At 71.7% G+C, this 15,826-nt stretch carries 12 protein-coding genes and 3 pseudogenes; 4 read left to right on the top strand and 11 right to left on the bottom strand.

Annotated elements, in window-relative coordinates:
• The 7 genes and pseudogenes from ACWGI8_RS23670 to ACWGI8_RS23640 form a co-directional block, all read right to left on the bottom strand.
• Window positions 1-413, bottom strand: a pseudogene (locus ACWGI8_RS23670) (hypothetical protein); the annotation flags it as partial.
• Between the two features lie 6 nt (window positions 414-419).
• Entirely contained in the window at window positions 420-1,277 is an 858-nt protein-coding gene (locus ACWGI8_RS23665) for a DUF4255 domain-containing protein (RefSeq protein ID WP_453663695.1), read from the bottom strand.
• Window positions 1,278-1,289: 12 nt separating this feature from the next.
• Window positions 1,290-2,012, bottom strand: coding sequence for a hypothetical protein (locus ACWGI8_RS23660; protein ID WP_453663693.1), 723 nt, complete (start codon window positions 2,010-2,012; stop codon window positions 1,290-1,292).
• Window positions 2,005-2,763, bottom strand: coding sequence for a T4 family baseplate hub assembly chaperone (locus ACWGI8_RS23655; RefSeq protein WP_453663691.1), 759 nt, complete (start codon window positions 2,761-2,763; stop codon window positions 2,005-2,007). Before ACWGI8_RS23655 ends, ACWGI8_RS23660 begins: the two co-directional genes overlap by 8 nt.
• A gap of 97 nt (window positions 2,764-2,860) precedes the next feature.
• Window positions 2,861-3,385: a phage tail protein gene (locus ACWGI8_RS23650; protein ID WP_453663690.1), complete on the bottom strand. Its 525-nt coding sequence runs from the start codon at window positions 3,383-3,385 to the stop codon at window positions 2,861-2,863.
• 36 nt (window positions 3,386-3,421) lie between these two features.
• Window positions 3,422-5,272 (bottom strand): phage tail sheath family protein, encoded by a 1,851-nt coding sequence (locus tag ACWGI8_RS23645; protein ID WP_453663689.1) that lies wholly within the window; start codon window positions 5,270-5,272, stop codon window positions 3,422-3,424.
• Window positions 5,273-5,747: 475 nt separating this feature from the next.
• A pseudogene (locus ACWGI8_RS23640) lies at window positions 5,748-6,103 on the bottom strand (GMC oxidoreductase); the annotation flags it as partial.
• 5 nt (window positions 6,104-6,108) lie between these two features.
• Between ACWGI8_RS23640 and ACWGI8_RS23635 the strand changes: the two are divergent.
• Window positions 6,109-6,567: pseudogene (locus ACWGI8_RS23635) on the top strand (ArsR/SmtB family transcription factor); the annotation flags it as partial.
• On the opposite strand, the gene ACWGI8_RS23630 reads toward ACWGI8_RS23635, so the two are convergent.
• The 4 genes from ACWGI8_RS23630 to ACWGI8_RS23615 are packed head-to-tail and all read right to left on the bottom strand — an operon-like array spanning window position 6,551 to window position 12,484.
• Entirely contained in the window at window positions 6,551-7,783 is a 1,233-nt protein-coding gene (locus tag ACWGI8_RS23630; RefSeq protein WP_453663688.1) for a type III PLP-dependent enzyme, read from the bottom strand. The pseudogene ACWGI8_RS23635 and the gene ACWGI8_RS23630 sit on opposite strands and share 17 nt — an antisense overlap.
• Window positions 7,780-9,522 (bottom strand): IucA/IucC family protein, encoded by a 1,743-nt coding sequence (locus tag ACWGI8_RS23625; RefSeq protein WP_453663687.1) that lies wholly within the window; start codon window positions 9,520-9,522, stop codon window positions 7,780-7,782. Before ACWGI8_RS23625 ends, ACWGI8_RS23630 begins: the two co-directional genes overlap by 4 nt.
• Complete coding sequence (locus tag ACWGI8_RS23620) at window positions 9,519-11,294, bottom strand: IucA/IucC family protein (RefSeq protein ID WP_453663685.1); 1,776 nt, start codon at window positions 11,292-11,294, stop codon at window positions 9,519-9,521. Before ACWGI8_RS23620 ends, ACWGI8_RS23625 begins: the two co-directional genes overlap by 4 nt.
• A complete protein-coding gene (locus ACWGI8_RS23615; protein WP_453663683.1) occupies window positions 11,291-12,484 on the bottom strand; it encodes an ATP-grasp domain-containing protein in 1,194 nt (397 codons plus the stop codon). The genes ACWGI8_RS23620 and ACWGI8_RS23615 overlap by 4 nt, the downstream gene beginning before the upstream one ends.
• 283 nt (window positions 12,485-12,767) lie before the next feature.
• Here ACWGI8_RS23615 and ACWGI8_RS23610 point away from each other — a divergent pair, with 283 nt between their 5' ends.
• From ACWGI8_RS23610 to ACWGI8_RS23600, 3 genes are all read left to right on the top strand, one after another.
• A complete protein-coding gene (locus ACWGI8_RS23610) occupies window positions 12,768-13,631 on the top strand; it encodes a (2Fe-2S)-binding protein (RefSeq protein ID WP_453663682.1) in 864 nt (287 codons plus the stop codon).
• 76 nt (window positions 13,632-13,707) lie between these two features.
• Window positions 13,708-14,766 (top strand): right-handed parallel beta-helix repeat-containing protein, encoded by a 1,059-nt coding sequence (locus tag ACWGI8_RS23605; protein WP_453663680.1) that lies wholly within the window; start codon window positions 13,708-13,710, stop codon window positions 14,764-14,766.
• The gene (locus tag ACWGI8_RS23600; protein ID WP_453663678.1) at window positions 14,763-15,800 is read left to right on the top strand and encodes a methyltransferase; all 1,038 of its coding nucleotides are present in this window, start codon (window positions 14,763-14,765) and stop codon (window positions 15,798-15,800) included. Before ACWGI8_RS23605 ends, ACWGI8_RS23600 begins: the two co-directional genes overlap by 4 nt.
• Window positions 15,801-15,826 lie beyond the last annotated feature (26 nt).

Genomic DNA, 15,826 nt, shown 5'->3' with positions numbered 1-15,826 from the left:
GAATCGGACGTGCCGTACGTGGCGTCGCCGGTCACGGCGAGATCCCCGCCGGGAGCTGCGTCGTCGGGGCGGCGAACGCCCGCGGACGCGGCTGAGTCCGGCTGCTCGCCGGCAGGTGCGGCCGCGGCGGAGTCACCATGTCCGGTGCCGGATGCGGATCCCGGCTCCGGTGCGTCCGCCGTCGCACGGCGCGGACCCGTACCGGCCGGGGCGTCGGTCCCGGGGCCGGGCGTGCCGGCGGCGGCATTCCCGCGCGCCTGCGTCCCCGCTCGCGCCGCATGCGCGTCGACGCGGGCGAGGACCGAGCGGATCGCCGTCGCCAGCGCGCGGCCGTCCGTGCCCGCGCCCGTTCCCGTGCCCTGGCCGGTCCCCTCGTACGTGCCCATGTCCTCACCCGCCCCCGTGTCGCGCACCGTGACTCAGCTCTCCTTGCCGTCCGCGTCCACGGCGCCCGGGCTCTGTCCCGTCGCCTTGCGGGCGCGGGCGGGCGTGGAGCGCTTGTTGGCGGCTCGCTTCCGCACGGAAGGGGGAGGGGACGCAGGAGCAGGAGCGGCAGGTGCCTTGGACCCCTGCTCGGCGGCCTCTGCCTCGGTGGGCGTGGGTTCCACCACCGCATCCGCGCCCGGCGGTACCACCGCATCCGCGCCCGGCGGCACCGGTGCGCCCGGCGCCCCGAAAGGCAGCACCCGCACCGTCCGCTGCTGCACCGGCTTCGCCGGGACCGGCCGCTCGCGGCCCTCGATCAGTACCAGCGACGCCTGGTAGGCCACCGACAGGGTGTACGGGGTCTGGTGCAGCATTCCCCACAGCTTGGACGTCTCGTCGATGTCCATCACCGTCGGTGTGAACCGCACCTTCTGCGGTGACTGAGCCAGATCGCTGCCCGCCAGATACGGACGCTCCGCCGCGAGCTCGATCAACTCCTTGGGCAGGACGGGGATTTCGTGCAGCGTCCGTACCACGCAGCCGATCAGCCGCTGGCCGACCAGCTCCGCCTCCTCCCCGTACGCGCTGATCAGATAGTGCAGATCGAGCGCCGCCACGGCCCGCTTGACGAGCGTGCCGTCCGAGGCACGCGTGGGCAGGTCCTGGTTGCGCATCGAGGCGTTCGGCGTGACCTGGTAGAGGAAGACGTTGATGGTCGGTTCGGTCGGCGGTTCGGCGGGCGGTTTGCGCGTCTCCACCTTCACCGCGATGTCCATCTCGGGCCCCAGATTGCTCTCGATCAGCAGGGCCAGAGCCTGGGTGACCGTCGCGACGGCAAGTGCGTTGCTCATGACCTCGGTACCTCAGTCCCTCTTCTCGCCGCGCGCGAGGTAGTCGTCCAGGGCCAGCGCGGGTGCGCGCCGTCCGGTGTGGTCGGGGTGGCCGGCGGCGGGGCGGTTCGCGCCGGGCGGCGGGGTGGCGCTCACCTCGAGCCGGCCGATCTGTACGTGCACGACACGCTCGGCCGGCCGGGGCGCACGCCTGCCGACGCCGTTCAGTGCCGGGCCACGGGCGGCCGCGGTGTCGGCGCTGCGCGGCCGTGCCGGTGTGGCGGCCGCGGCCACGGGTGCGGGGTCCGCGGCACGCGGCGCGGAAGCCGGCGTCTGCCGCGGAGTGTCCGCCACCGCGGGCGACGCCGGACGCCGGGACGCGGGCCCGCTGTCGGAGGACACCGGGCGCGGCCCGGGAGCGGCGTGGGCAGCGGGCCGCAGCGAAGGGCCCGCGGGGGTCGGCGCGGTGGGCCGCTCGGGCTCGCCGGGCCGCGCCGTCTCGGTCCGTACGACGGTGAGCCTGTCCGTCCGCACCTCGCGCTCGTGGCGTACGGGCTCCGCGGGACCGAAGGCGGGCGCGGGTGCCGACGGGATCAGTGCGGCCGGCTCGCCGGGCTCGGGCGGAGCGGTCCGCAGCGCCTCGACCCGCTCGAACGGGCCCGGCAGCCGCGGCCGCACCCGCGCCGGGCCGCCGGCACCGCCGGCCGCGGCGACCGGCGTGTACCGGGCGAGCAGCCGGTCGAAGTAGTCAGCCATCTGCGCACAGCTCCAGGTAGTAACGACGCCGCAGCGGGCTGAGCGCCAGGATCTCCGGCTCGCTCCACCCGTAGGCGGTGGCGAGCAGATGGACGTCGAGCATCAAGTCGCGTGCCCAGTTGTCCAGTTCGGTCCATAGATAGGAAGTGATGTCCAGCTCGGCCGGGGTGGCCTCACCGCACTCGGGACAGGCCACGTTCAGCGTCACATCGGCCGCCGGGTCGGACTCCTCGGCCATTTCGGCGAGCCGCTGTGCCACACGCTCGGGCAGGGCACCGGCGAGCTGTTCCGGCGCGACGGCCGCCCCGCCCCGTGCGGCCGAAACCGTGCAGCGCGCCAGCAGCAGACGGCGCGCCTCGACCGGATCCGGTGCCGTGCCGGCCGCCGCGAGGTCGGCGACGGTGGGCAGCCGGAACTCGACGACCCACTCGCCCTCCTCCACTCGCAGCGGCCCGGCCGGTGTCCGCGTCCGTGCACCCAGAAGCGTCGCGTCGAGGTCGAACTCCATCGCCTCGCCGCACGACGCACATTCGACGCGCACCTGCATGCGCTCCCCGAACAGCGCCCGGCGCAGGGCGAACAGGTCCGCCTCGCGCTCGCCGACCGGCATCGACAGCAACTCGTCGGCGCCGGCTCCCGGACGGGCCGCCCGGTGCAGCAGCAGAGACCGTCCCCGGTCGTGCTGCGCCAGCCCGGCCTCCCAGGTGGCGAGCAGGTCGGCAGGCCCCGTCGGCGGCGCGGCGTGCGTCATCCCTCAACCCTTCGTGCACAGGCGGTGTTCGAGCGACGCCCGGTGTCCGGACGTGCTCAGGCATGTTCAGGTGTCTTCAGGTGTCTTCAGATGGTGTTCAGGCCGGATTGGTGAATGAGGGCTCGACCGGCTCCGGCACCTCGTAGTCGCGCTCCCAGCCCTCGCATTCGAGCTTGACGCTCTGGATGGCGACGGCGTTCGCGTTCGCGTCCAGCTCGCCCAGCACCTGGTACTCGCTCACCCAGGCCCGGTACAGCTTGTGCGAGACGGCCACCTGCCCGGCCTCGTTGAGGACCTGGATGATGATGTCCTTGCGGAAGTCCCGCAGCGACACCTCCGAACCGAGCCCGGCGCCCACCTGCCAGACCTTGTTGGCCCAGCGGTCGAACTCCGGGTCATGGGTGACGCCGCGTTCGAGCGTGACGCCCTCGAATTCGGAGCGGCCCGGCGACTTGCGCGGCGAGCTGGGGTCGCCGCCGTGGCGGTGCTTGACCACTTCGGTGGTGCGCTTGAGGGGACTGATCTTGCTGATGCCCGCGACCGTTCGACCGTCCCAGAGGACCAGGAACTTGAAATTCTTGTAGGGGTCGAAGCGATGGGCGTTTACCTGGAACTCAGCCATCGGTTTCCTTCGTGTTCCTTTTTCTCGGGTCCGTGTTTACGAGAGGTCGAACTGCCCGGCGACCTGCTGAATCTTCACGATGACGAACTCCGCCGGCCGGACCGGCGCGATGCCGATGACGACATTGACCACTCCGCGCTCGATGTCGGCGTCGGTGGTGGTGTCCTTGTCGCATTTGACGAAGTACGCCTCGCGCGGCGTGGCGCCCTTGAACGCGCCCTGCCGGAAGAGGTCGTTGAGATACGCCGACGCCTTCAGCCGGATCTGCTGCCACAGCTGCTCGTCGTTGGGCTCGAAGACCACCCACTGCAGACCGCGGTAGAGGCTCTCCTCGACATGGAGCGCGAGCCGGCGCACCGGTACGTACTTCCACTCGCTGTCCAGCGCGTCCGCGCCCTCGAGCGTGCGTGCGCCCCAGACCAGCGGGCCGACCACCGGGAAGGTGCGCAGGCAGTTCACGCCCAGCGGGTTGAGCAGCCCGTTCTCCCGGTCGGTGAGCTTGACCGTCAGCGAGCGCACACCGGCCAGCCGCGCCTCGGTCCCGGCCGGGGCCTTCCACACGCCGCGCTCACCGTCCGTACGGGCGATGACGCCGGCGATGACACCCGACGGCGGGAAGGCGCGCAGCCGGCCCGTGAGCGGGTCGGAGAGCTGCACATGCGGGAAGTACAGCGCCGCGTGATCGCTGCGCACACTGTCGAACGCGCCGATCCCGGCCCGCGCGGCGTCCACGCTGCCCCATGTCGAGGGCGAGTCCACGAGCAGGAAGATCCGCCGCTCCCGGCAGAGCTGCTCGGCCGCGGAGAGCACGGTGACCATGTCGTCGGTCGACTCGTACGCCGAAAGCTCGGGCAGGGAGAGCAGGTTGACGTCGTCGACGTCGCGCAGCGCCTGTACGCCGGTCTTGCGGGCCTCGCTGCCGATGAGGTCGCGCGGTCCGGGCGGGTCCCCGTCCTTGCCGCCCTGGAGCGGGAAGACGGGCGGGTTGACCGAGGCCTCCAGGCCCAGGTCGTTGGCGCATTCGCCGATGAAGCGGACCACGTCGTCGGGGTCGGCGGACCCGGCGACGACCTGGAGCCGCCGGCCGAACGCGGTGACCTCGGCGCCGGCGAAGGCGTGCTTGCCGGGGGCGTCGGGCAGTGCGCGCAGCTTCCGCTCGAGCAGCAGGGCGAGCTCGGTGACCGTGGTCGGCGGCTCGCCGTCGTGGTCGGGCTCGTAGAGGGTGAACTCCCGCTCCACATCGCCGATCTTGACCTTCAGTTCGACGTTCAGATCGGGCAGCTCGGCCGCGAAGGGCTTGGAGACCGTGCCGGACGGGTCGGGCCGGTCCTCGTCCAGCGCCTTGACGCGGACGAGCGAGGAGCCGGCGTTCACGACCGTCTCCACGAAGCGGCCGTGCCCGGCGTTCATCGACAGGCCGGTGAAGGACTCGCGGGCCCCGCCACGCGCGTCGAGGACATGGAGGTTGAACGTCTTGCCCGGGGTGGGCGTGTCGTGGTCGACGGCCACCCGCAGCCCCGAGCCCCAGACACCGGGCTCCTTGGCGTGCACCTCGAGCACCGGGCAATCGCTGTGCCCCTCGGTCGAGTTGAGCGTGACGCAGGCTTCCTCGCCGGTGCCGGCCTTGGCCACACGGACGATCACCGCGACAGTGCCGCCGTTGCCGAAGAACTGGTGCACGGCATAGCTGACGGCGCTGCGGGAGGTGAGCCCGCCGAAGCGGCGCTCGAAGTCCGCGAAGCTGGTGACCCGCACCGGCTGATTGAGCGGACCCCGGCGGGTGTGCCCCACGAACGCGGTCACCGAGGTGGTGACCGAGGCGATGGTACGGACGCTGCTGGGAAGTTCTTCGATGTATACGCCGGGATAGCCCATGTGCGTCGGCATTCCCCCTCCATTCCCTTTCGCGCACCAAGAGATGAGGAGGGGAGGTGAAGAGGACATGCGCATGCGTCAAGTTTGCAGGCGTACTCTTCCGTGCTTTCCCCCGTCACACACCCCGTGCGATATCGGTCTCGCAGGGCCATCAGCATGCGCGTGTGCTTGTGGCTCCTGATGCATGAGTGCCTCAAGAAAGTCTCGTTCGCGCCTCGATAAGCGGTCAAGGGGCCCTTTCGGTCAACCGGTGATCATTACCTCTCAGAGTTCGTGGAGATCGTTCGGGGTGGTCAGCGGGATATCGCAGGTCGAGTATGAAGACGAATTCACAGACGCTTCACAGGAAAATGCGCCGCATGAGTGGGAAACAGGCCGAATCGCGTCCGCTCCGGCGCGCCGCCTTGTGTCCACTTGGTAACTAATTGGGGGGTTTCGTGACCCTGGGCTCGACGGCAGCCTCGACGAACTCCTCCCCGGGCCTTCGTCACCGCTCCCTGATCAGGTCGGCGCACTTCTTGCCGATCATCATCGTGGTGATGCACGGATTGACCGCCGTCAGGAACGGCATCACGGACGCGTCCGCCACCCGCAGCCCCCGGACACCCTTGACCCGCAGCCGGGCATCGAGCGGCGCGTCCGGATCGCTGTCGGCGCTCATCCGTACGGTGCCGGCAGGTCGGGCCGGTCCAGGTCCGGCTCGGTGGCGGCGAAGATCCCGATCTCCCACCACTGGGTGGACTTCGTGACCATGGGCTGCTTCGCCTCCCACATGATCACCCCCTCGGGGTGGTCCTGCAGACGGGATCCGACTCCGGGGGAGTCCACCCGTACGTCGACCCCGACACGACCTCGACCCGCAGCTCACCTGGGACTCGGGCACCCTTCAGATGACCCACCGCTGCTCGCGCGGGGTGCGCCGGCTCGACGGCCGTGGCCTGCTGCTCGTCCCCTCGGCCTTCACGTGGCCGCGGATCTTCTCCACGCTCGACTGTGTGGTCTGGCAGCCCACCCTGCGCTATCCGCCGCGGGGTATCGGCACCCTGTGGGAGCAGCGCCCGCAGCCCTGCTCCAGCGCCCTGTCCGGGGTGCTGGGCCGTACCCGGGCCCTGCTCCTGGCCGAACTGGCCGCCCCCGCCACCACGACGGACCTGGCTCGTCGCATCGGCCACTCCCCGGGAGGTGTGTCGCAGCATCTGACGGCACTGCGTGCGGCGGGCCTGGTGCGCGCCCACCGCACCGGCCGGGTGGTGCTCTATGCGCGGACGAACGTGGGCGAGGCGCTGGTCCTCAACAGCGGTGGCTGACCGGCGGCCGTGCCAGGAAGTGGAAGCCGGGCCGCGGATGCATGAGGAAGTCGTGGTGGGAGATGTTCCACGCGTACGCCCCGGCCAGCGCGAACACCACGAGGTCGCCCGCCCGCAGCCCCTGCGCCGGGACACGGCGGGCGAGGACGTCCTTGGGGGTGCACAGCTGGCCGGTCACCGTGACCAGGTCCTGGCCGGCCTCTGGCCGCGGCCAGGGGTGGGGCCAGACGTCCCTGCGGAGCACGGCGCACGGCTGGTCGTGGCCCTTCGTCGCCGGGGTGCGCAGATGGTGGGTGCCACCGCGGACGACCGCGAAGGTCTCGCCGTGGCTCCGCTTCACGTCCAGGACCTCGGTGGCGTACCAGCCGCAGTACGCCGTGAGCGCGCGGCCCGGCTCGATGCGGAGCCGCAGGCCCGGGTGGGCGGCGGTGAGACGGGCGAGCCCGGCCCCGTAGGCGGCCCAGTCGAACCGGGCCCCGGGGTCCGCGTAGTCGACCGTCATACCGCCGCCGACATTGACCTCGTGGAGGCGGAAGCCGTGGCGCTCGGCGAGGCGCACCGACCAGGTCACGACGGACTCGGCCACGGCGAGCTCGGCCCGGGCACCGAGGCCGCTCGCCAGATGGGCGTGGACACCGCGCAGCTCCAGCTGCGGACAGCTGCCGTCGGTGAGGAGGCGGACCATGGCGTCGGCCTCGGACGGGTCCATGCCGAACGGGGTCGGGCGGCCGCCCATGGACAGCGCACTGGCTTTCAGCGAGCCGTCGGCGAGCGGCAGGTTGAAGCGGAGCAGGACCCCGACGCGTGCCGCGGGCGCGTGGCGGGCGGCGAGGTCCGCCAGCATACGGAGTTCGTACGGGCTCTCCACATGGAAGCGCTCCACTCCCGCTTCGAGCGCCGCCGCCGTCTCGGCGGGAGTCTTCCCGGGGCCGCCGAAGGCCAGCGGCCGCTGCGGGACGGCCTCGGCGACATGGGCGAGTTCGCCTCCGGAAGAGACCTCGAAGCCGTCCACGTACGGAGCGAGAGCCGTCAGGATCTCCCGTTCGGGATTGGCCTTGGCGGCGTAGTACAGCTCGACGCGGTCCGGCAGCGCCGACCGGACGGACGCGGCGTGCTCGCGCAGTGCGGCCAGGTCGTACAGATACGCCGGCAGGCCGTCGGCCGGGAGGGCCAGTGCGTGCTCGCGCACCGCCGGGGTCAGCAGGGTCGTGGTCAACGGGCGTTCCAGTTGTCGTCGGCGGGGATCGCCCCGGACAGCATGTCCTCGGCGAGCGGGGAGGGCAGGCGGACATAACCCGCCGTACGGTCGGCCGCGCGTGCCCAGCGGGTGAGCAGATTGGCCTTGGCCGGCAGCGGTTCACCGGCGAGCAGGGCGGTCAGACGCGGCGGGCAGCCGTGTTCGTCGGCGTAGTCCCGCAGTGTGCGGCGCACCTGCGACCACAGCGCGGTCTCGGTCTGCGGGTGCAGATCGGCGAGAGCCGCGAGCATCTCGGCCACATGGTTCACGAGCAGGCAGTAGACGACCCGGTCCCAGCCGCGCCCGGCGTCGTACGTCAAGGGGCCCGCCACCTCGGCGGGCAGTGCGGCGAGCGCTGCGGCGTGGTGCTCGGGAAGCAGCTTGGTGCCTTCCATGTCGCGGAAGAGGACCTGTACGGGTCTGCCGTCGGCGTCCACGCAGACGACGACGTTCTGCAGATGGGGTTCGAGGACCAGCCCGTGGTCGAAGTACGCGGCCAGGACGGGCGGGACGAGCAGGTCCAGATAGTCGCGCCACCACTCCAGGGCCGTGGCCGGGTCCGCATCGGCCAGCAGCCGGGAGATGTGGGCGGGCCCCAGGGGGTACTCGTCGGCCACGGAGGCGGCGAGCAGCGGAGTGACCCCGGGGCGAAGGCGGCCGGCGAGACCTTCACGGACGATCACACCGAAGCCCTCGAGGAGCGCGAGGACCGGACTGCCGTCCGCGCCGGGCAGGGCGAGGCTGCGGTAGGCGGGCTCGCGGAGCATGCCGCTGCCGGGGAATCGGGCGGACAGGTCGGCCAGAGCGGGTCCGAGCAGTCCGGTCAGCCCGACCGCTCCGGTGAGTTCGTAGCCGGCGTTCTTGCGCAGGCAGTTCGTGATGCGGACGTTCAGGCTGAACTTGAGGAACGTGTTGCCGTCGTAAAGGGTGCGGACGGACGCGGTGGCGGCGAAGGGGGTACGGCCGGGGCCGAGGTCGAGGATGTCGCCCCGGCCGAGAGCCTCCCGCAGCGCCGGGTGCTCGTGCAGCAGTTCGTACTGCCAGGGGTGGGCGGGCAGCAGCCGGTACCCCTCGGGCACCGGCCCCAGCCGGTCGAGCGGGTCGGCGGCGCCCGGCTCCGCCGACTCCTCGACGATCAGGCCGTCGCGGACGGCGAGCAGGCGGAGCGGGAAGGAGGCGGCGGCTTCGGGGGCGTACGCGGACCAGGCGGCGGGGTCGCCGCCGCGGGCCTTGGGGGTGGGGTGGAAGCGGTGGCCGAGGACGAGGGACTGCTCGGAGGCGAGGTAGTCGGCGAGTGGACCGCTGCCACCGGCGGCCCGGCGGGGGAGGGCGAGGCCCGCCGCGACCCCCTGGTGGCTGGAGGCGACCTGGTCCAGGAACTCGTCGTTGCGTACGCCCGTACGGAGCGAGAGCTCCGCGTGGATGTACCGGGCGAGGCCCGCCCAGTCGAGTGCGGACCAGCCGCCGTCGGTCTGCTCCTCGACCGGACCGGCGAAGCGGTGCGCCCCGAGGAGGGACGTACGGCGAAGGGACACCCGGAGCAGCACGCCCGGCCGTGGAAGGCGCAGCAGCAGACGGCCGCCGATGACAGCGGTCCGGTGCTCCGGTCCCGACACCTCACGGAGCAGACAGTTGAGGAGGGTGTGCGCCACGGCGTCGTCCGCGGTGGGCCTGCCCGCCAGGGCGGAGTGACGGGCGGAAAAGTGGATGGAGGTCATCGCCGCGCGAACACTCCCCGCAGCAGGTAGTTGGGGCCGGTCGTGTAGTGCTTGTTGATGTCGGACGCTCCCGAACGGTCCTTGGCGAGCAGGGTCCCCGCGGTCACCATCGCCTTGACGGGCAGCCGCGCCGCGTCCAGGACGTGTGCGCGCAGCACGGCTCCCGGCTCCCCGGGCCGCGTCCCGAGCCGTTCCACGGCCTCGGCGAGCCGGTCACGTACGAGCCCCAGCAGGCGGTCCAGCGGTGCGCGGCCGTGCCGGGCGAGTCCGAAGGCGTACGCACCCGCGCACAGATGGACGGTGATGGTGGTGAACAGGTCCACGACCGGCCCGTCGCTGTCGCCGAGGATGCGACGGTCGTCGAACGCCGCCGGGTCCGGCGCGTCCGCGCCGAGTGCCTCACGCAGCCGGACGCTGTTGATACGCGGGCCGTCGTTGTCCTTGAGCAGCAGCCGCAGGCGCGGGTGGCCCGCCCGCTCGTCCAGCACGAGTGACACGTTCTGCTGGTGGGACTCCAGGGCGATCCCGTATCCGAAGAGCGTGGTCTGCCAGTCGAACAGCAGCGTGAGCGCGGCGTCGAGGAGGGCGAGCGGATCGCCGCCGTAGAAGCGGTCGGCGAGGTGGTCGATGACCAGCCGGCCGCCGGGAGCCCGGCTCAGCAGTGCGGCCATCGGTACCACGACGGCGTCGTCCAGGCCGGCGGGACAGCGCCGCAGGAGCACGGCGAGCAGCTCGTGGCCGGCATGGGCGAAGTGCGTCTCGTCGGCATGCAGGACGGTGTCCCGGAAGCGAGGCTCCCGTGCGGTCACGGTCCGCAGCAGGCGCTGCGCGGCCGCACCGTCGACGAGTGTGCCGGGCTTGATGGTGCGCCGATTGAGCCGGCCCAGGGTGGAGATGGCCAGGGGCAGTTTGAGATGGACGCCGGGGCGGTCGGCGAGGGCCACGGTCCGCATGGACAGGGTCGGTACGACCTCCAGGTGCGGCCGGTCGGCCAGGACCGCCCGGTCCTCGAGTCCGGCGGCGCGCAGGGCGTCCCGCAGGGGGCCGCCCACGGACAGGGGATGCACGGGGAGAGCGAAATGGCTGCCGTCGAGTCCCGGCAGCCCGAGCTCCGAGGGAGGCGGTGCGAGGCTCGGCCCCCGGAGGGTGACCGCGTCCCTGGGGAGGGCCAGCCAGCGCAGGGCGAAACGGGGGTGGAACTCGGGTGCGTACGCGCGCAGTTGGCCGGGCGTGAGCCCCGAGCGCCCGCGCGCGGTCGGATAGACGGGGTGGTCGAGACGGGCGGCGAGGGCGTCATGGGCGGGGGCGGCGGCGAGCCCCGTCCACTGTGCGGGGTCGGCTCCGTTGCGCGCCGCCAGCGCCCCGAGGACTTCGTCCTCCGTCCGGGCGTGCAGCCGCATGGTGGCGAGCGTCTGCCGGCACTCCTCGGCGAAGGCGCCGAAGCCGCCCCGGTCCGCGGGTTCGGCGAGGGCGGCCAGCGCGTCCAGGACGTCGTCGCAGGTGGTCAGTTCGGTCCCGTCGGACTCGCGGCGCAGCAGCGGCAGCCGGGCGGTCCACGCGCACTGGAACCCGTCCTCGCGGACCGGCAGGAGCAGCGCGTCCGAACCGGCGGTCGCCAGCCGCAGCCAGGTGCCGTCCGGGCGTTCCACCATGGTGCTGCCGGAGCGCAGCCGCACGACGTCCTCGCGCAGCAGCGCACCGAGCACCCGCAGGAGCAGCTCCGCCTCGGCCGTCGCACCGGTCGCGCGGGCGGGTCCCGTCGGCACCGTCACGGCGTGATCTCCCAGCGCTGTGCGGCGAGGAAGCCGGTCACGGCCCGGTCCACGCTCTTCTGGTCGGTGCCGGTGGCCCGGACGACGCCCAGGAAGTCGCGGTTGGTGCGGTACAGCTCGTGCCGTTCGCCTATCCCGCGCAGCGGCCGGTAGGTCAGCCGCACGCCGTCGTCCTCGAATTCGGCCGCGGCGGGGGCGTCGGTCAGCGTTCCGGCGCGCTCCGCGCACGGATAGTCGAGCCGGGCCGCGCCGTCGGTCCTTGCGTGGAGGTCCGCCGGCAGCGGCTCACCCAGATGAGTGCGGAGGATGTGCTCGAAGAGCGGTATCTCCAGCAGCCGGGCGAGGAGCAGATCGCACTGGTCGCCGATGGCACGGTAGTTGACCTCGATGATGCGCGCGCGTCCCTCGTGCACCACGAACTCCGTGTGACAGGCGCCGAACCCCACACCGAGCGCGTCCAGTTGGGAGAGGACCTGTTCCACGACGGGCCGGGGATGCGCCGGGACGTAGGTGAGCCGCTCCTCGACGAAGTACGGGGGAGGGGACAGCTCGGTGTGGAAGCCGCCCAGCACATGGCGGACGCGGCCGTCGCCGAGCGTCTCCAGGGTGTACAGCTCGCCGGGCAGGTACTCCTCGACGACCAGCGCCGACCGCGGCCGGCGCGCCCGGATCTCCGCGCAGCGCCGCACCAGGTCCTGCACTTCCCCGACCAGGAAGACGTCCTCGCTCGCCACGCCCTCACGCGGCTTGACCACGTACGGGTACGGCCTGCCGAGAGCGGCCACCGCGGCGGCAGGGTCCTGTCCGGGTGCGAGCTCCACGGACCCGACGGTGTCGGCGCCGGCGGCGGCGAGGTGGCGGCGCATCTCCGCCTTGTCCTTGGCGCGCAGCGTGGCCTGCCAGCTCTTGGCGGGAAGGCCGAAGTAGCCGGCGGCCAGGGCGGCCTGGGTCTGCAGATGGTCGCTGTTGGTGAAGACCGCGTCCGGGGTGCGGTGGGCCGAGATCCGGGTGATGACGGCGCGGAAGTCGCGCACGTCGCACTCGAGCAGCTCGGTGTCCGGGGCGACGGCGCGGTGCGCCGCGGGCTGGTCGGTGAGCAGGGTGACCTGGAGCCCGAGCCTGCGGGCGGCGGGGAGGAATCCCTCGGTGACCGAGTCGGTCGGGTTCAGGGCGAGCAGGTACAGCTGCATGAGGGATCGCTTTCGTGCACGGAGCCGTGTGACCCGTGATTGTTCTGGATCACGAGCCGTGAGCCTAAGTTAGGCACACCTAAGTTTGTCAATTCGCCGCGACACGGCCCCGGTTGGCGTTCGCGATCATCGGTGTGGTTAAGGTGAGCCTTGCCTTAGTGCACTGTTGTTCGTCTCGCCCGCTGTTCGTCTCGGCGTTGCTCGTCTTCGCCGTTGTTTCGTCTGTTCGTCGTTGTTCGTCCGTCCGTCGTCCTGCTGTTCGTCTTCGTGCTGAGGAGCGCCCGTGACCCTGGCCCCGGCATCGCCACTGGCCGGACCTGCCGTGAGTTGTTCCGCCCTGCTCGCCCGGACCTGTCGGCGGATCGCCGGGCTCCTCCCCTCGTGGGAGATGGGGGTCGCGGCACCCGGCTCGCCGGCCGGTCAAGGCTGGGCCGACGGTGCGGAACTGGCGGTCCGTCCGGAACTCCTCGACGCCCTCCTCGATTCCGAGGCCCTGCGCATCCGGGACCGTCACGCGCACACCGCCCGGCCGGACGTCGTCGCGTCGCGTGCGCTGCACGACTACCTCTGGACCGTCTGCCTGCTGATGAGCGGCCCCTGGTACCTCGAGCGCCGCGTGCCGCGGATCCGCCCGCAGGACGTCCGGGTCAGCCTGGCCACGGGGGCCTTCGCCGTCGTCCCCGGCGGCTTCGCGTGCCTGCCCGGCGATCCCGCGGCCGAGCTGCCGGGCGTGCGCGTGGTGGCGCACGGGGAGGCGCTGCGGGCGGAACTGCGTGCCGCGGTCGCCGACCACGTACGGCCCCTGCTGGCCGCGATCGGTCCGCGGCTGCGACGCGGGCCGCGCGCGATGTGGGGGATGGTGGGCGACGATCTGGTCTCCGGCATCTGGAACCTCGGCCGGATGCTGGGGGAGGAGGAGCGGGGCGTACGTGCGGCGGAGGAGCTGCTGCCCGGGCCGCTGCCTCCGTTCCCCGGCGGCGCCGGCTTCCGCCGGCTGACGGGCCGCGACGGACGGTCGTACCCGACCCGCACGCGTCTCGGCTGCTGCCTGTACTACACGATCCGCCCGGCGGAGGCGTGCGGCACCTGCCCGCGGACCTGCGACGCGGAGCGGCTGCGCCGGTTCGAGGGTGATGTGCCGGCCTGAGAGCCTTCTGTCACGACACGCTCCTGTTGGGTCAGGGATGTGGCAATTTGCCGTATTCGCCACATAATTTGAGCTCATGACGAAACGACAGATCACGTACCTCGGATGCGTCGCTCTCATGATGACCACGGGGCTGGGCGCGGCAGCGCCGGCCCGGTCCGGGGTGACACACGACGTACATCCGGGGGAGTCGATCCAGGCCGCCGTGAACGCGGCGAAGCCGGGTGACATCATCTCCGTCGCGCCCGGCACCTACCACGAGAGCGTTCTCATCAAGAAGTCGGACCTGACCCTGATCGGGGCGGGGGCACGGACCGTCATCAAGCCGTCCACCGGGGCGGCCACGCACGCCTGCGCGCAGGCGGGGAACGGGATCTGCGTCCTCGGCACGACCGCGAAGCCCGCCCAGAACGTACAGATCCGCTCGCTGAAGGTCGAGGGGTTCCGGAAGAACGGCATCTGGGCCTCGCGCACCAACAAACTGATCATCCGTCGCGTGACCTCGGAGAAGAACGGCAACTGGGGCATCGCCGAGGAGCGGTCCCTGCGATCCGTGATCCGGGAGAACACGGCCCGTAACAACGCCGAGTCCGGAATCTTCGTGTCGAACACCACCGACACCGAGGCCGGGGCCGTCAACACCCGCCGCACCCTGGTCACCGGCAACCTTCTGACGGGCAACCGGATCGGACTCACCGTCAGACGGCTCAGGAACCTCACCGTCCAGAACAACGAGCTCAGCTCCAACTGCGCCGGCATGTTCGTCGTCGGCGACGAGAGCGTCCCGCGGACCGGGGACCTGGCCGTCCGCGGCAACCATGTCCACCACAACAACAAGTCCTGCCCGAAGACCGCCCGGCTGCCCAGGATCCAGGGCGCGGGCATCGTCCTGACCGGCGTCGAGGACGCCGTCGTCGAGTCCAACATGGTCTGGGGCAACGCCGGCACGTCCCCGTTCTCCGGCGGAATCGTGCTCTTCAAGAGCATCGTGGGCGCCCCGAGCACCCGCAACGTCATCAAGGACAACGTGCTGATGAGCAACCGGCCGGCGGACCTCGCCAACCGTGACACCGGTGCCAACACATTCTCCGGCAACTACTGCAAGACCGCCGAGAAGGCAGGGCGGTGCTCATGAGCACCGTAGGTGCAACGACGGCGACCCCGCCGTCCATGCAACTGCGGGAGCTCGTCTTCGGGGCGGCATGCGCCGGTGCCGTGCGGGCCGCGGCCCGGCTCGGCGTCGCCGACGCGCTGGGGGAGAGCCCCGCGACCGCGGAGGAACTGGCGGCCTCGGTGAAGGCCGAGCCGCGGGCGCTGCGGCGGATGCTTCGCGCGCTGACCTGCTACGGGATCTTCACCGAGACCGAGGACGGCACCTTCGCGCACACGGAGATGTCCCGGCTGCTCCGCGAGGACGACCCGCACAGCCTGAAGTACATCTCGCTCTGGTGCACCGAGCCCTGGACCTGGGACGCCTGGCCGATCCTCGACGAGGCGGTGCGCTCCGGCAAGAGCGTCTTCGACGGGCTCTACGGCAAGGGCTTCTTCGACTACCTCCACGAGGACGCGCACGAGTCGGCGCACGTCTTCAACCGGGCCATGACCACGTCCAGCATGCAGTCGGCCCGTGACGTGGCGCAGCTCCTCGACCTCACGGGAGCGTCGACGGTCGCGGACATCGGCGGCGGTCAGGGGCACGTCCTGGCGAGCCTGCTGGAGAAGTACCCCGGCATCCGGGGAACGCTGCTGGACCTTCCCCGTGTGGTGGCCAACGCGGACCCGCGGCTGCGCGAGGGCGGCTCGCTCGCCGACCGCGTCACCATCGTCGCCGGGGACTGCCGGGAGGCCATGCCCGTCGAGGCCGATGTCTACATCATCAAGAACATCCTGGAATGGGACGACGACAGCACCCGCAGAACCCTGGGCAATGTCGTCCGGGCCGCCCGCCCGGGAGCCAGGGTGGTGGTCATCGAGAACCTCGTCGACGACACCCCGTCGATGAAGTTCACCACCTCGATGGACCTGATGCTGCTGCTCAACGTGGGCGGTGCGAAGCACACCCAGCAGAGCATGATCAGCAGGATGGCGGACGCCGGTCTGATCGTCGGCGACGTCCGTCCGGTCAACGCGTATCTGCACGCGTTCGAGAGCATCACCCCCGGCGCCTGATCGCCGGGACCCGTCCCGGCCACGAC

It is taken from the genome of Streptomyces sp. NPDC054841 (assembly GCF_053611045.1).
This window is presented reverse-complemented; position numbering and strand designations above follow the sequence as displayed.

What these genes read in the sequence shown, in the direction of transcription:
- ACWGI8_RS23615 (WP_453663683.1), bottom strand. Translation starts at nt 12,484, where the DNA reads ATGCAGCTGTACCTGCTCGCCCTGAACCCGACCGACTCGGTCACCGAG.
- ACWGI8_RS23605 (WP_453663680.1), top strand. Translation starts at nt 13,708, where the DNA reads ATGACGAAACGACAGATCACGTACCTCGGATGCGTCGCTCTCATGATG.
- ACWGI8_RS23650 (WP_453663690.1), bottom strand. Translation starts at nt 3,385, where the DNA reads ATGGCTGAGTTCCAGGTAAACGCCCATCGCTTCGACCCCTACAAGAAT.
- ACWGI8_RS23655 (WP_453663691.1), bottom strand. Translation starts at nt 2,763, where the DNA reads ATGACGCACGCCGCGCCGCCGACGGGGCCTGCCGACCTGCTCGCCACC.
- ACWGI8_RS23660 (WP_453663693.1), bottom strand. Translation starts at nt 2,012, where the DNA reads ATGGCTGACTACTTCGACCGGCTGCTCGCCCGGTACACGCCGGTCGCC.
- ACWGI8_RS23645 (WP_453663689.1), bottom strand. Translation starts at nt 5,272, where the DNA reads ATGCCGACGCACATGGGCTATCCCGGCGTATACATCGAAGAACTTCCC.
- ACWGI8_RS23625 (WP_453663687.1), bottom strand. Translation starts at nt 9,522, where the DNA reads ATGACCTCCATCCACTTTTCCGCCCGTCACTCCGCCCTGGCGGGCAGG.
- ACWGI8_RS23665 (WP_453663695.1), bottom strand. Translation starts at nt 1,277, where the DNA reads ATGAGCAACGCACTTGCCGTCGCGACGGTCACCCAGGCTCTGGCCCTG.
- ACWGI8_RS23600 (WP_453663678.1), top strand. Translation starts at nt 14,763, where the DNA reads ATGAGCACCGTAGGTGCAACGACGGCGACCCCGCCGTCCATGCAACTG.